The 14,756-nt window shown below is 42.6% G+C and carries 10 protein-coding genes; 8 read left to right on the top strand and 2 right to left on the bottom strand.

The features are described 5' to 3' along the window. Positions 1–375: 375 nt before the first annotated feature. From B2Z67_RS10560 to B2Z67_RS10545, 4 genes are all read left to right on the top strand, one after another. Positions 376–1,788, top strand: coding sequence for an amidophosphoribosyltransferase (locus B2Z67_RS10560; RefSeq protein WP_291529795.1), 1,413 nt, complete (start codon positions 376–378; stop codon positions 1,786–1,788). A 149-nt stretch (positions 1,789–1,937) separates the two neighbouring features. Next, complete coding sequence (gene pepT / locus B2Z67_RS10555; protein WP_291529794.1) at positions 1,938–3,161, top strand: peptidase T; 1,224 nt, start codon at positions 1,938–1,940, stop codon at positions 3,159–3,161. Positions 3,162–3,198: 37 nt separating this feature from the next. Beyond that, the gene (gene gcvT / locus B2Z67_RS10550) at positions 3,199–4,284 is read left to right on the top strand and encodes a glycine cleavage system aminomethyltransferase GcvT (RefSeq protein WP_291529793.1); all 1,086 of its coding nucleotides are present in this window, start codon (positions 3,199–3,201) and stop codon (positions 4,282–4,284) included. Between the two features lie 252 nt (positions 4,285–4,536). Next, complete coding sequence (locus B2Z67_RS10545; protein WP_291529792.1) at positions 4,537–7,389, top strand: alpha-amylase family glycosyl hydrolase; 2,853 nt, start codon at positions 4,537–4,539, stop codon at positions 7,387–7,389. 265 nt (positions 7,390–7,654) lie between these two features. On the opposite strand, the gene B2Z67_RS10540 is transcribed toward B2Z67_RS10545, so the two are convergent. After that, the gene (locus B2Z67_RS10540; RefSeq protein WP_291529791.1) at positions 7,655–7,909 is read right to left on the bottom strand and encodes a type B 50S ribosomal protein L31; all 255 of its coding nucleotides are present in this window, start codon (positions 7,907–7,909) and stop codon (positions 7,655–7,657) included. Between the two features lie 179 nt (positions 7,910–8,088). On the opposite strand from B2Z67_RS10540, the gene B2Z67_RS10535 reads away from it, so the two are divergent. The 4 genes from B2Z67_RS10535 to B2Z67_RS10520 all read left to right on the top strand — a co-directional run bounded on the left by B2Z67_RS10535 (position 8,089) and on the right by B2Z67_RS10520 (position 11,821). Next, entirely contained in the window at positions 8,089–9,096 is a 1,008-nt protein-coding gene (locus B2Z67_RS10535; RefSeq protein ID WP_291529790.1) for an endonuclease/exonuclease/phosphatase family protein, read from the top strand. Positions 9,097–9,428: 332 nt separating this feature from the next. Beyond that, positions 9,429–10,433: a class II fructose-bisphosphate aldolase gene (locus B2Z67_RS10530; RefSeq protein ID WP_291529789.1), complete on the top strand. Its 1,005-nt coding sequence runs from the start codon at positions 9,429–9,431 to the stop codon at positions 10,431–10,433. 128 nt (positions 10,434–10,561) lie between these two features. Further along, positions 10,562–11,110, top strand: coding sequence for a DUF5034 domain-containing protein (locus B2Z67_RS10525; RefSeq protein WP_291529788.1), 549 nt, complete (start codon positions 10,562–10,564; stop codon positions 11,108–11,110). Positions 11,111–11,113: 3 nt separating this feature from the next. Next, positions 11,114–11,821, top strand: coding sequence for a hypothetical protein (locus B2Z67_RS10520; RefSeq protein WP_291529787.1), 708 nt, complete (start codon positions 11,114–11,116; stop codon positions 11,819–11,821). 222 nt (positions 11,822–12,043) lie between these two features. On the opposite strand, the gene B2Z67_RS10515 is transcribed toward B2Z67_RS10520, so the two are convergent. Further along, positions 12,044–13,894 (bottom strand): glycoside hydrolase family 13 protein, encoded by a 1,851-nt coding sequence (locus tag B2Z67_RS10515; protein WP_291529786.1) that lies wholly within the window; start codon positions 13,892–13,894, stop codon positions 12,044–12,046. Between the last annotated feature and the right edge of the window lie 862 nt (positions 13,895–14,756).

Raw genomic sequence — 14,756 nt, 5'->3', positions numbered from 1 at the left:
GATACTCTTGCTAATCACTAAATCCTAATCACTAATCACTAATCACTAACTACTAACTACTAACTACTAACTACTAACTACTAACTACCGACTACTGACTACTGACTACCGACTACTAACTACTAACTACTAACTACTAACTACTTACTACCAACCACCAACCACCTCTTAACAAATTATCAATTAGCCTCATCTACACAAGTAAGCATTTCGTTTTATTCTGCGAATTAAACAAAATGTTCAATCCGATGTTCAGGCTCCCGCCTAAAAATAAGTTTTTTTAGAAATTGTGTAGGTTGAAAGTGACGTGAAGAAGAAACTTCTTTGTACCTTTGCGTCCTCAATACTAAAATCAATAACTAAGAATAGAGATTTATGGGAGGATTTTTCGGTACAGTATCCACGGTGAACTGTGTGGCGGATTTGTTTTACGGTACGGATTATAATTCACATTTAGGAACCAAACGAGGAGGTCTTGCCACTTATGATGTAGAAAAGGAAGCATTTGCCCGCTCCATCCACAACCTGGAAAGTACATATTTCCGCACTAAGTTCGAAGACGAACTGGATAAGTTCAAAGGCAATTCCGGTATCGGCATCATTAGCGATACAGACCCGCAACCTATCATCATCAACTCCCACCTCGGACGCTTCGCCATCGTTACGGTAGCCAAAATCGTGAACATGGATGAAATAGAAGCCGAATTACTCTCGCAAAACATGCACTTCGCCGAACTTAGCTCCGGCAAAACCAATCAAACCGAACTTATCTCACTGCTCATCATACAAGGAAAAAACTTCGTGGAAGGAATAGAAAACGTATACAACCGTATCAAAGGTTCCTGTTCCATGTTGTTGCTCACAGAAGACGGAAGTATCATTGCCGCTCGTGATAAACTGGGACGCACTCCCATTGTTATCGGCCGGAAAGAAGGCGCTTATGCCGCTACCAGCGAGTCCAGCAGCTTCCCTAATCTGGGTTATGAAATGGAACGCTACTTGGGACCCGGCGAGATTGTTCGCTTAACAGCCAACGGAGTGGAACAAATGCGGAAGCCGCAAGAAGATATGCAGATTTGCGCTTTCCTGTGGGTGTACTACGGCTTTCCCACTTCCTGTTACGAAGGCCGTAATGTAGAGGACGTGCGTTTTGCCTGCGGTGTGAAGATGGGAGAAAAAGATAATTCGGAAGTGGATTGCGCCTGTGGTATTCCCGATTCGGGTGTAGGTATGGCTCTGGGGTATGCCAAAGGAAAAGGAGTTCCTTATCACCGTGCTATTTCCAAGTACACGCCCACGTGGCCGCGCAGTTTTACTCCGAGCAAACAAGAAATGCGCACTTTGGTTGCAAAGATGAAATTGATACCAAACCGTGCTTTGCTTGAAGGTAAACGATTGCTGTTTTGCGACGATTCAATTGTACGCGGCACGCAGTTGCGCGATAATGTGAAAGTATTGTATGAATACGGCGCCAAGGAAGTACATATCCGCGTTGCTTGCCCGCCGCTGGTTTATGCTTGCCCATACGTCGGCTTTACGGCTTCTAAGAGTCACATGGAACTCATTACGCGCCGCATAATCAAGGAGTTGGAAGGAGATTCTGATAAAAATCTTGAGAAATATATCATTAGCGGTTCCCCGGAATATGAGAAGATGATCAGCATTATAGCCGAACGTTTTGGACTCACCTCCTTAAAGTTCAATACTCTGGAAACATTGATTGAAGCCATCGGATTGCCGAAATGTAAGGTTTGTACGCATTGCTTTGATGGAAGTAGTTATTTCTAATTAATTAAAATACTAACGTTTTGTAAAAAGAGGTGTGAATTGCTTTGCTATTCATGCCTCTTTTTCTACCTTTACGGCACTCTTTTAAAGTTGCTGATTGACAGTTGATGTATCAGTAGCAGATTATAAAATATTAAATCGTAAATATTATGACTTTAGTAGAACGTTTTTTGAAGTATGTAAGTTTTGATACTCAGTCCAACGAAGAGGCAGGAGTTACTCCAAGTACTCCGGGACAAATGGTATTTGCCGAATACCTGAAAGAAGAATTAGAGTCTTTGGGTCTGGAAGAAATAACCCTGGATAAGCACGGTTATCTGTTTGCCACGCTTCCGTCAAATATTGATAGAACAGTACCCACTATCGGCTTCATTGCCCATGTAGATACAAGCCCGGATATGAGCGGTAAGGACGTATCACCCCGCATCGTACAGAACTATGACGGCTCGGATATCGTACTTTGTAAAGAAGAGAATGTGATTCTTTCACCCGCTCAGTTCCCCGAACTGCTCAGTCATAAAGGTGAAGACCTGATTGTTACCAATGGTAAAACTTTGCTGGGAGCGGACGATAAGGCCGGCATCGCTGAAATAATCTCGGCTATCGCATACCTGAAAGAACATCCCGAAATCAAACATGGTAAAATCCGCATCGGTTTCAATCCGGATGAAGAAATAGGGTTAGGAGCGCATAAGTTTGACGTAGAGAAGTTTGGCTGTGAATGGGCCTATACGATGGACGGCGGAGAAGCAGGTGAACTGGAATTTGAGAACTTCAATGCAGCTGCCGCCAAGATAATTTTCAAAGGGCGCAATGTGCATCCGGGATATGCCAAGAATAAAATGATAAACTCTATCCGGGTTGCCAATCGTTTCTGCGCCATGCTTCCCGAACATGAAACGCCGGAACATACCGAAGGCTATCAAGGTTTCTATCATCTTATCAGCTTCGATGGCAATGTGGAACAGACTACGGTTTCCTACATTATCCGCGATCATGACCGCGAACGTTTTGAAAGCCGTAAGAGAGAGATGGAACAGTTTGTCCGTAACATCAACGCGGAGTATGGTGAAGGTACGGCGACACTCGAACTCCGTGACCAATACTATAATATGCGCGAGAAGATTGAACCGGTGATGCATATCATCGACACAGCTTTTGCCGCAATGGAAGCCGTAGGCGTGAAACCCAATGTGAAACCTATCCGTGGCGGTACGGATGGTGCGCAACTCTCTTTCAAAGGATTACCTTGTCCCAATATCTTTGGCGGAGGTCTGAATTTCCACGGACGATATGAGTTTATACCTGTTCAAAGCATGGAGAAGGCAATGAAGGTTATCGTGAAGATTGCGGAGCTTGTAGCTGTAAAATAATCATTTTGTAATACTAATAATTAATCCCTTAATAGAAATGAAAACCACTCCATTTACCGAGAAACACATTTCGCTCGGTGCGAAGATGCATGAATTTGCAGGATATAATATGCCGATAGAATATTCCGGCATTATTGATGAACATACAACCGTCTGCAACAATGTCGGTGTGTTCGATGTCTCCCACATGGGAGAATTTTGGGTGAAAGGTCCCAACGCTTTGGCTTTCCTCCAAAAAGTGACATCAAACAATGTAGCTGCCTTGACTCCGGGTAAAGTACAATATACTTGTTTCCCTAATGAGGATGGCGGTATCGTAGACGATTTATTGGTTTATCATTACGAGCCGGAAAAATATCTGCTGGTAGTGAATGCATCGAATATAGAAAAAGACTGGGAATGGTGCGTGTTACATAATACCGAAGGCGCTGAATTGGAAAACGCCTCCGACCGCATGGCGCAACTTGCAGTGCAGGGGCCAAAAGCGATTCTTACTTTACAGAAGTTGACAAGTATTGATTTGGCTACGCTTCCGTATTATACTTTCACGCATGGAGAATTTGCCGGTGAGAAAGACGTAATCATCTCCAATACCGGCTATACCGGAGCTGGAGGTTTTGAACTTTATTTTTATCCGGAAGCTGCCATGAAGATTTGGGATGCAGTGTTTGAGGCAGGCGCTGAATTCGGAATAAAGCCAATAGGATTGGGTGCCCGTGATACGCTTCGTTTGGAGATGGGCTTTTGTTTGTACGGCAATGATTTGGATGATACAACTTCGCCGATTGAAGCAGGTTTGGGATGGATTACCAAATTCATTGAGGGCAAGAACTTTATTAACCGTCCGGCATTGGAGAAACAAAAAGCGGAAGGTACGGTTCGTAAACTCGTAGGTTTTGAAATGATAGATCGAGGTATTCCCCGTCATGGGTACGAATTGTTCAGTGCGGATGGTGAGGCTATCGGTGTGGTAACTTCGGGTACAATGTCGCCGACTCGTAAAATCGGTATCGGTATGGGATATGTAAAACCGGAATATGCTAAAGCCGGTACGGAAATCTGTATTGATATGCGTGGGCGTAAGCTGAAAGCGGTAGTAGTTCGCCCGCCGTTCCGCAAGTAAAGTAGCCTGTCAAAAAACTATTTTTCATCCGCAGGATAACACGGATAACGCAGATCTAATTAAAACCTAATCTGTGTTATCCGTGTTATCCGCAGATGAAGGATAGTAGGCTTAAACTTTTGACACGGTCTTTTTGTTTCTTATGTGTAATGCAAACGGTTGCATGACTTCTTCTTCCGCTTCTATTCCGGTAGCTTGATAGTTTCGGATAACGATTGTACTTTTGAGCCATTAACCAATAATTGATACCGAATGAGAAGACTTTACTCCTTACTTACTTGTTTGTTGGCAATTGTATCCATGCAGGCACAAATTGTAACTACCACTCCGGCTTTTCCTACGGAGAATGATGAGGTTACTATTATTTTTGATGCAACGAAGGGTACAGCGGGACTGAAAAGCTTTACCGGAGATGTATATGCGCATACCGGTGTGATAACTAATAAAAGTGCCGGTGGTTCCGACTGGAAGTATGCAGTTGCCGGCTGGGCAGTCAATCTTCCTAAAGCTAAAATGACTCGATTGGGAAATGATAAATGGGAGTTGAAGATTACTCCCAATATCCGGGCGTATTATGGAGTTCCGGCAAGTGAAACCATCAAGCAGATGGCTTTCGTCTTTCGTAGTTCGGATGGCACTAAGGAAGGGAAAGATACAGGTGCAACAGATATCTTTGTGGAAGTACATACCGCAGGCTTAACCGTCCGCTTCGACCAACCCTCCGGAAAAGATAATCTGACTACCGGTACCGCGCTTACCATACAGGCTTCTGCTTCCGCCGCTTCTACTTTGAAGCTTTTTGTAGGTTCTGCAGAAATTGCAACGGAGAATAATGTTACTACAATATCTAAATCTTATACATTTACTGAAGGAGGAAACTATACGCTAAAAGCAGAAGCTACTGCTAACGGTAATACTGTATCTGTAACACAAGAAGTAAGTGTACTGAAGGGTACGAGTACTTCAGAAGCAATGCCCGGCGGAGTACGTCCCGGCATTAATTATATCAGCGATACGGAAGCTACTCTGGTATTGCAGGCTCCGCACAAAAAGTATGTGTACGTTGTAGGCGATTTTAACGACTGGACGCCAGTGCCTGAATCACAACTGAAACAGGATGGTGAATACTTCTGGATTACTCTTACCGGCTTGGAGAAAGGAAAAGAGTATGCTTTCCAATATTTAGTGGATGGCTCTGTTTATGTAGCCGATCCTTATACGGACAAGGTATTGGATCCGTGGAATGATTCATATATTGATAATGCAACATACCCGAATCTGAAAGTCTATCCGACAGGTAAGGCAGAAGGTATCGTATCGGTACTGCAAACAGATCAAACATCCTATAATTGGCAAGTGAAGAACTTTGAACGTCCAGCTTCCGACCAACTGATTATATATGAGATGCTAATCCGTGATTTCACGAAAGAACATACGTTCAATGCAGCCAAAGATAAACTGACGTACTTGAAAGAACTGGGTATCAATGCTGTCGAGTTGATGCCCGTCAATGAATTTGAGGGAAACAGCAGTTGGGGATATAATCCTTCATTCTATTTTGCGGTTGACAAGTATTACGGAACAAAGAATGATTTAAAAGCTTTTGTAGATGAGTGCCATAAACAGGGCATGGCTGTTATCATTGACCTTGTGTTGAACCATAGCTTCGGTCAGTCTCCTTTCTACCTTTTATATAGAGATGCCGACGGTAAACCTTCGGTTAATAACCCGTGGTACAACAAGGAATCGAATATAAAGAATCCGGGTTTGTCCTGGGGATATGATTTTAACCATGACAGTGAATATACTAAGGCCTTGGTAGATAGTGTGGCAAGCTTCTGGATGTCGGAATACAAAATAGACGGTTTCCGTTATGACTTTACAAAAGGTTTCTCCAACACTCCCTATGGCGTAAATGATTGGGCGAACGGACCTGACGAAGCACGTATCACCAATCTGAAACGTATAACGGCGGCTGTACAGAAACGCCAGCCGGGCGCTTATGTCATTTTCGAACATTTGGCGGCAGCCGATGAAGAAAAACGATTGGCAGAAGATGGTATTTTATTGTGGCGCAATGAGAATGCGGCATACTGTGAAAGCGCTATGGGATGGAAATCCTCGGGCGGCAGTAATACTGCGTTCACCGGTATATATGCGGGTACCGGTATGCCTGCCGGCAGTTTGGTGGGATATATGGAAAGCCATGATGAGGAGCGAATGGGCTTCAAAGCCTGGAAGTGGGGAAATACGGGTGTAATCGCATCCACTACGAGTGTGAATAATGCAGCAAGTCCTACTGTCAGCAATAATATTAACCTCAATACTCGTATGAAGAGGTTGGCTACCAATGCTGCTTTCTTCCTTACCGTACCGGGGCCGAAGATGGTTTGGCAGTTTGGAGAGTTAGGTTATGATTTTTCCATCAACAACAATTCCACCGGTAGCCAGTATAATGCGGATGGTGCATACCGTACAGACCCGAAACCAATACGGTGGGATTATTTTGAAAATGCCGACCGGAAGAAGTTATATGATACTTACGCCGCCCTTTTGGATTTGCGTCATTCATACCCTGAACTGTTTGCGTCGAATGCTTCCTTTAGTTGGAAAGCCACAAATGCCGATTGGGACAATGGACGTACCCTGACTGCGACTACTGCCGACGGTACCAAGTCTCTCGTAATTGTCGGAAACTTCACGCTATCAGATAAGAGTTTTTCTGTCACCTTTCCGAAAGTGGGTAACTGGTATGAAGTATTGAAAAATAATGAATTGTTGAGTATCACTTCGACAGGGCAAACATTAACTATTCCCGCCCATGAGTTCAGACTCCTTACTAACTTCATACCGACGTTGACAGGAATTGAGATGATTGCTCCTGATGCAGGACAACCATTGGTATATTACAATAAGAGAATGGACACCCTGGTACTTCCCGCTGGAGAAGCTAAAAGGATAGAAGTGTACTCGGTTAATGGCATGTTAGTGATGGCGCAGGAAAACTGTACTTCCGTTGGCTTGTCTGCTTTGCCCGCAGGTTGTTATATGGCACGGGCTTATATGGAAGATGGCGGTATACAGGTTTGTAAGATAATGAAATAGACAATAAGCCCCTCTGAAAGAAACCTTGCCTATGTAGTGATTCGTAAACTGCTTAGTAATGCCTGATAAATTACTTAGTAGTAGTTGGCCAACTACTTAGTAGTAGTTAGTCAATTACTTAGTAGTAGTTGAGCAATTACTACGTAGTAGTTTAGACACTACTACGTAGTAAATTTAAGGGGTATTTCTATAATAAAAAATGTCATACAACAAAAAAGGAGACTTTAATTAAAGTCTCCTTTTTTAGCTTTATAAAAAGCCAAATTTATTTCTTCTTACGGTCACCGTAACGGCTCATGAACTTATCAACACGACCGGCTGTATCAACCAATGTAGACTTACCTGTATAGAACGGGTGAGAAGTATTAGAAATTTCAACCTTTACCAACGGATAAGTTTCACCTTCAAATTCGATAGTCTCTTTCGTATTTACAGTTGAACGAGACAAGAACATGTCACCATTAGACATATCTTTGAATACTACCGGGCGGTAATTTTCGGGATGAATACCTTTTTTCATTTCAATATTTGTTTTTAATTTATTATTCGGTTACTATTTTGGTAATAAATAGTGTAATGGTCTTCATTTTCAGAGCGCAAAGATAACGCTTTTCTCTGAATAAGAAAAAAGATTTGAAAAAAAATAGGTTTATCGCTTTTTATTTCAGATTTTTGCATAGCATTTAATTTGTATTTAGCATGAAGAAACTATTTATCCTATTTTCTATCTGGCTTTGCGTTGCGACAGCGGGAGCTCAGCAGAAGGAACGTAATCTGTATAGTGTCGCATTTTATAATCTTGAAAACTTGTTTGATACGATTCATGACGCAAATAAGGATGACTATGAATTCTTACCCGAGGGCCGGTATAAATGGACTGCTGAAAAATATGAAGCTAAGTTGAAGAATATGGCTAAAGTCTTAAATGAAATCTCTCGTGATCGGATATCCGAAGGAGCAGCTGTTATTGGTGTGGTGGAAGTTGAGAACAGCCAGGTGTTAGCAGACTTGGTGATCCAGCCGGCTATCTCCAATTACAAGTTTATACATTATGAAGGGCCTGATAAGCGAGGCATTGACTGTGCTTTACTTTATGACCCGGAACAATTTACTGTTACTCATTCAAAGTTGATACCCTCTGTTCCTTTTGAAGGAGACACAGTACATTTAACACGGGGTTTTCTGGTTGTAGACGGACTGCTGGCTGGTGAGCGGGTTTGTTTTATCGTCAACCATTGGCCGTCTCGTGGCGCCGAGCCTCCTGTACGTGTGCATGCTGCCAATCAGGTGAAAGCATTGAAAGATTCTTTGATGCGTGAAGATAAGAAATTGAAGTTGATTGTGATGGGAGATCTGAATGACGACCCTATGGATGAAAGCCTGCAAGTATTGGGTGCACGTAAGTACCCGAAGCAGGTTAAAAAAGGAGAACTATATAATCCTTGGTGGGAAACATTGGAAAATAAAGGCGTTGGAACCATATTATATCGTGGTGAATGGAACTTGTTCGACCAGATTGTTATCTCCAAACCTTTGCTAAAGGCTAAAAAAGGATTGAAGTACGACCATAATGAAGTGTTTATCCGTGATTATCTGATTCAACAAGACGGTAAATACAAAGGGACGCTTCTGCGTACACATGGAGGGCGTACGTGGTTGAATGGTTACAGCGACCATTTCCCTACTATCATTTATTTAAGGAAGTGAGTATGGATTGCGCGCACGTGCATGTACGAACATAAATCTGCAATAACTCTGCTATATAATAATGTGTAAATAAGAACCGGAAAGTTAAACTTGCTTTCCGGTTTTTTGTTATACAATCAGGGCAATCCGGAAGAACTTGATGAAAACAACAGATGAAAGGAGTTTGTAACATAGAGATTACAATCGTCTGCCAATATCGTCCAATAGCTTTAAAATAGAATAGTTTAGGCAAGGATAAGGCGATAATTTATTCTATACCAGTTCTCATGTTTAGAGGATAATGCTTACTTTTGCGTAGAATTTTCATTCACTAACAATAAACTTTAAACAAAATGGTTAATTACAAAGATTTGGGTCTCGTAAATACAAAAGAAATGTTTGCGAAGGCTATCAAAGGTGGATATGCAATCCCTGCATTCAACTTTAACAATATGGAACAAATGCAGGCTATTATTAAAGCTGCGGTTGAGACTAAGTCTCCGGTTATTCTTCAGGTTTCTAAAGGTGCCCGCCAATATGCTAATGCTACATTGCTGCGTTATATGGCTCAGGGAGCTGTGGAATATGCTAAGGAATTAGGTTGCCAACATCCTGAAATAGTTCTTCACCTTGATCATGGAGATACTTTTGAAACCTGCAAGAGCTGCATTGATTCCGGATTCTCATCGGTAATGATTGACGGTTCTCATCTTCCTTATGAAGACAACGTTGCTTTGACGAAGAAAGTAGTTGAGTATGCCCACCAGTTCGATGTAACCGTAGAAGGCGAACTTGGCGTTTTGGCAGGTGTGGAAGATGAAGTATCTGCTGAACATCATACATATACTGACCCGGAAGAAGTTATCGACTTTGCTACTCGTACAGGTTGCGATTCTTTGGCCATCTCAATCGGTACTTCTCACGGCGCTTACAAATTCAAACCCGAACAGTGCCACGTAGACCCGAAGACCGGTCGTTTGGTACCCCCTCCTTTGGCATTCGAAGTATTGGATGCTGTTATGGAGAAACTTCCGGGATTCCCCATCGTATTGCACGGTTCTTCTTCTGTTCCTGAGGAAGAGATTGAGACCATTAATAAATATGGTGGTAAACTGGAAGCTGCCATCGGTATTCCTGAAGATGAATTACGTAAAGCTGCCAAGTCTGCTGTTTGCAAAATCAATATTGACTCAGACTCTCGTCTGGCAATGACTGCTGCCATCCGCAAAGTGTTTGCTGAGAAACCGGCAGAATTTGACCCGCGTAAGTACCTGGGTCCGGCTCGTGACAATATGGAGAAACTGTACAAGCACAAAATCATTAATGTGCTGGGTTCTGAGAACAAACTGGCTGAATAAGATAATACATCTGAAATAAAGGAAATCCCTTGCAGTAGATACTGTGAGGGATTTTTTTATGCAGTATTTCATGATTCGCTGCATTTAAGAAGAAAGCGAATACGGATTGTTCACTTAAAACTAAGAATATGAAACATAAACAGTCAGTTGTATTAGCGTTGCTCTTTCTATTATGTACGGCAACGACTTGTTATGAAGACGATGATCGCGTTGATTATCCGATTGCCTTGACAGGTATTAAAGATTTGGAACATCTTGACAATACCGGTGATTACCCTTGCTTGCCGACAGATGGAGTAGTATCTCGTCAGGCCTATATGCTGAAAATATCCCTGGACTTTGATTATATAGAAGAGTTTATAAACGAAGGATACCATTACTACGTGTTGAAAGATACCATTACTACTGTGCAGATTATTTCACTTCATTCTTATGATGAGTCTCATCAGGCTGGTACTGATGTGTCCGGTATGTTTGTCGACTATCCTTTATCTCTGGGAGGTCAGTTGAAAGATTATTCGCGTACTATTGACGGGAGCATTTTTTATAAAGTGCCTCTGCCCGGTACACTTCCTCAAGCTGGAGTACACAAGTTTAAGGTAGTAATCAAGACTACTGCCGGGAAGGAGTTTACAGCCGAAACAGACGAGATAACATTAGAACAAAGGGAGGAATAACAGATGAGAAAGATTTATATCGGATTGTTAGTGATAGTAGGGTTGTTGAATGCGGTGAACTTACAGGCGCAGAACAAGATTTCACGTCATCAGCTCAGTGTAAGCAATGGAATATTTAAGCCTCTTCAGGATATACCTTCTTGGACTTCCTTAACTCCTACCTTTACCACGAATTTTACATATACCTTTTTTCCTGTGCCACATTGGGGGGTATTCACCGGTATGCATATAAATATACCGGGGGGTAACGATGTTAACAAGCTAAAAGTCCCATACCAAAACACTCATTACATAAAGAATGAAGATGGGTATGATTCTGAAATGCCTATTTCTTATTCCATTGGGGCTACTTACCGTTTGAATAAACTGTCATGGGATTTACAACTTTCTATGGGCTTCTATTTTGTAGTTGAAGAAGATCATTCATACTCTTTTGATTTGAAAGAGAAGAATACAAATATGGTTCATAACATAAATTATGAGCAGAAGTTGGGAGCAACCGGTTCTTTGCTAACTTCAGCAATATTTTATAGACGTCTGTCCCGCAGAATGTATTCCTCACTGGGCGTGAAATACTTTCTGCCTCTGTCGAAGGGTACACAGACCTACCAAAAACGGAATTTGCTGACAAATGAAATTGAGGACAGTTACTCCAAGCGTTTTCGCAGGCATCATATAGAAGTGGAGTGGGGAATTAGCTGGCGCCTATAAATTGAGAAGCTCTCAAAACGAAATGTTTATCTGCAATAATACGTAGCTACTTATAATATTCCTTAGCTAATCAGTAGTATTTCTATTCTCCTCCTCCCGGGAGGAGGAGAATAGAAATACTACTACAAGATAAATAACATGCGAACTTGAGTAATTAGCATTCCTGAGTAGCTACAATAATACCTCTAAAGAATAGATTCTACTTTCAGTTAAGGAATATAGTTATAACTCAATAACGAGTGATTCCCTTGGCCCCATAGTTAAAGCTTCACCAAAAGCGATAGTCCTTCCGCTCAAGACGTCTTTCCCTTGTTTGCTGTCCTTCAATACTTCCTTGTAGAACTTCAACGGTACGGTTGTCTCAGTATCCGTACCGTTTAGCATTACAAGCACCGTCTTGCCTTCGTATTGGCGGCTATATGCGTAAACACCGTTCTGTATCATGAATTGTGTCATGCTACCCTTGGCCATTACCTCGTTTCCTTTACGCCAGTTCAGTATTGTTTTATAGAAATTGTAGCACTCGTTTTGCAACTCGGTGCGCCCCGCCATTGTAAGGGCAGTTTCCTTATCATCAGCCCAACCGCCGGGGAAGTCCTTACGTACATAGCCGTCACTCTTACTCTTTACACCGTTCATCATAACTTCCGTTCCGTAATAAAGTTGCGGGATGCGGTGGGTCGTAAGCAAAAGGGTGGAGGCTTGCTTCAGCATCGGCAGGTTGTTGCCCTCACCAAGGAAGCGGTCGGTATCATGGTTTTCGATGAAAGCCAGGATGGACGACGGATTAGGATAGAGGAAGTCGTACACGAAACTGTTGTACACACGGTCCAGACCTTTGAACCATGTTTCTGTCTGTTCAGTCTTGGCAGTATTGATTCTATCGAAGAAACTGAAGTCCATAACCGTTTTCAGGTTGCTGTTCTTCGGAGCAGAAAGTTTGGAATCCTTTTGCCACCAGGCGGTATAAGCCGGTTCGGTAACCCAGGTTTCGCCTACGGTATTGTAGTTGGGGTACTCTTCGTTCAACTCTTTCATCCAGTTACTCATGGCGTCGTAGTCGGCATACGGATAAGTGTCCATACGAATGCCATCGACGTCGGCATACTCAATCCACCAGAAGCTGTTTTGCAATAGATAACGGTACACGTGCGGATTCTTCTGGTTGAGGTCGGGCATGGAGGGAACAAACCAGCCGTCGTTCATCTGGTTGAAATCGTATTGTGACGTATAAGGGTCAACGTGTGGAGTCAGTTTGAAAGAAGTCTGCACGAAATTCGTTTCGTGATCGGGATTGTTGAACCAATCTTTTGACGGCATGTCTTTAATCCATGGATGCTCTACGCCGCAGTGGTTGAAAATCATATCCATCACAATCTTTATACCGCGGGCGTGGCACTTGTCGATTAATTGTTTGTACTCTTCATTGGTACCGAAGCGTGGGTCGACTTTGTAATAATCGGTGGTGGCGTAACCGTGATAGGAGCCTCCGGTCATATTGTTTTCCAGTACGGGGGTGAACCAAAGTGCTGTTATGCCCAAGTCTGAGAAATAATCCAGATGTTGTTCGATACCTGCGAGGTCGCCGCCGTGGCGCGCATTCGGGTCGTTACGGTCTACTTTATATTCCGCCATACCCGGAAGCTGGTCATTGCCGGGGTTTCCATTGGCGAAACGGTCAGGCATCAGTAAGTAGAGGGCGTCGGAAGCATCGAATCCTTTATGTTCGCAACCTGTTTTGCTGCGTGCTTTCAGTTCATACTCCTTGACGATTTTCTTTTTGCCCTGGGTGAAAGTAAGCGCTACCTTACCGGGGAGGACGTCTTTTTCCAGTCTCAGGTAAACGAGCAGGTAGTTAGGGCTTTCTAATCTTACGGTACTGCTTAAAGAAACACCGGGGTGGTTGACAGAAACAGAAGCGTCGCCAATACCTTCGCCGTAGACCATAAGTTGAAGCTCGGGATTTTGCATTCCGGTGTACCAGCATGGCGGGTCAATTTTGTCTACACTCATAGCGGCATGCGTACTGAGGGAAAGTAAGAATGTTCCCAAAATGAAGAATAATTTTCTCATGATATTAGCTTTTCATTATTATATTGGTATTTATTCTGCTAAGATAAGCAAATAGCAGGGAAAGCTATTGTTACTTTGCTATTATATACCTTGATTATGTTATGCAAACGTTTTCTATAAATGGGATTCTTATCGATTTGTTTTGTAGTTGTGCGTCGGGAGACAAATACGTTGAATTGGCAATATGTAGCCTGAAGGCGATGATGCTTTGCAAAAAGATAGCTAAGATGTCTTTTTCCTAACACTGCATTTTGCGAAAGAAGAAGAAATAGAAGCTATAGATGCAATGTTTTGAATATATATGCAGATATTTCGTGTAAAAGTGGCAGATATACGGGATTTATGCAATAAATCTTTGCCTGCTGCGCGAACCATAATAGGTGGAGCGTGAACGGCAATATTCCGTGCACGAACGGCATATATCCCGTTCGTGAACCGCATATATATGGTGTGCGAACCACATATAGCCCGTTCGTGAACCACATATAGCCCGTACGTGAACCACATATAGCCCGTACAAAAGCCACACATATCCGGTGGAAATAGCCCATTAATAATCCCTCAGGGAGAGGTCTTCCGCATTTTTTTAGAGATGTACGTATTTCGATATTTCTCTATGTGTCAGTAAGATACGGATTTTTACTTCGATATTTCCAACCATCTTTCTCTCCGGACGGAAATACGGCATTCTCAGTCGACTAAAAATACAAAGTGTCATTCTGCTAACCTGAATAATTCATGCTTCAGGAGTTAGGGGAGTTAGTCTGCGTTATTCATGCTTCAGGAGTTAGCTTGTATTATTCATGCTTCAAGAGTCTATAAGCAGGAGTAACTTGCTTCTCCTCCTGGGAGGAGGAGTACC

The sequence above is a fragment of the Bacteroides sp. UBA939 genome (assembly GCF_002293435.1).
GTDB lineage: Bacteria > Bacteroidota > Bacteroidia > Bacteroidales > Bacteroidaceae > Bacteroides.
Note: the sequence above shows the minus strand (reverse complement) of the source record. Positions and strands in the feature narration are given on the sequence as shown.

Bases quoted from the DNA above. Each gene is read 5' to 3' on its own strand.
- B2Z67_RS10520 (WP_291529787.1), top strand. From the start codon at position 11,114: ATGAGAAAGATTTATATCGGATTGTTAGTGATAGTAGGGTTGTTGAAT.
- B2Z67_RS10560 (WP_291529795.1), top strand. From the start codon at position 376: ATGGGAGGATTTTTCGGTACAGTATCCACGGTGAACTGTGTGGCGGAT.
- B2Z67_RS10545 (WP_291529792.1), top strand. From the start codon at position 4,537: ATGAGAAGACTTTACTCCTTACTTACTTGTTTGTTGGCAATTGTATCC.
- B2Z67_RS10535 (WP_291529790.1), top strand. From the start codon at position 8,089: ATGAAGAAACTATTTATCCTATTTTCTATCTGGCTTTGCGTTGCGACA.
- B2Z67_RS10525 (WP_291529788.1), top strand. From the start codon at position 10,562: ATGAAACATAAACAGTCAGTTGTATTAGCGTTGCTCTTTCTATTATGT.
- B2Z67_RS10530 (WP_291529789.1), top strand. From the start codon at position 9,429: ATGGTTAATTACAAAGATTTGGGTCTCGTAAATACAAAAGAAATGTTT.
- B2Z67_RS10540 (WP_291529791.1), bottom strand. From the start codon at position 7,909: ATGAAAAAAGGTATTCATCCCGAAAATTACCGCCCGGTAGTATTCAAA.
- gcvT (WP_291529793.1), top strand. From the start codon at position 3,199: ATGAAAACCACTCCATTTACCGAGAAACACATTTCGCTCGGTGCGAAG.
- pepT (WP_291529794.1), top strand. From the start codon at position 1,938: ATGACTTTAGTAGAACGTTTTTTGAAGTATGTAAGTTTTGATACTCAG.
- B2Z67_RS10515 (WP_291529786.1), bottom strand. From the start codon at position 13,894: ATGAGAAAATTATTCTTCATTTTGGGAACATTCTTACTTTCCCTCAGT.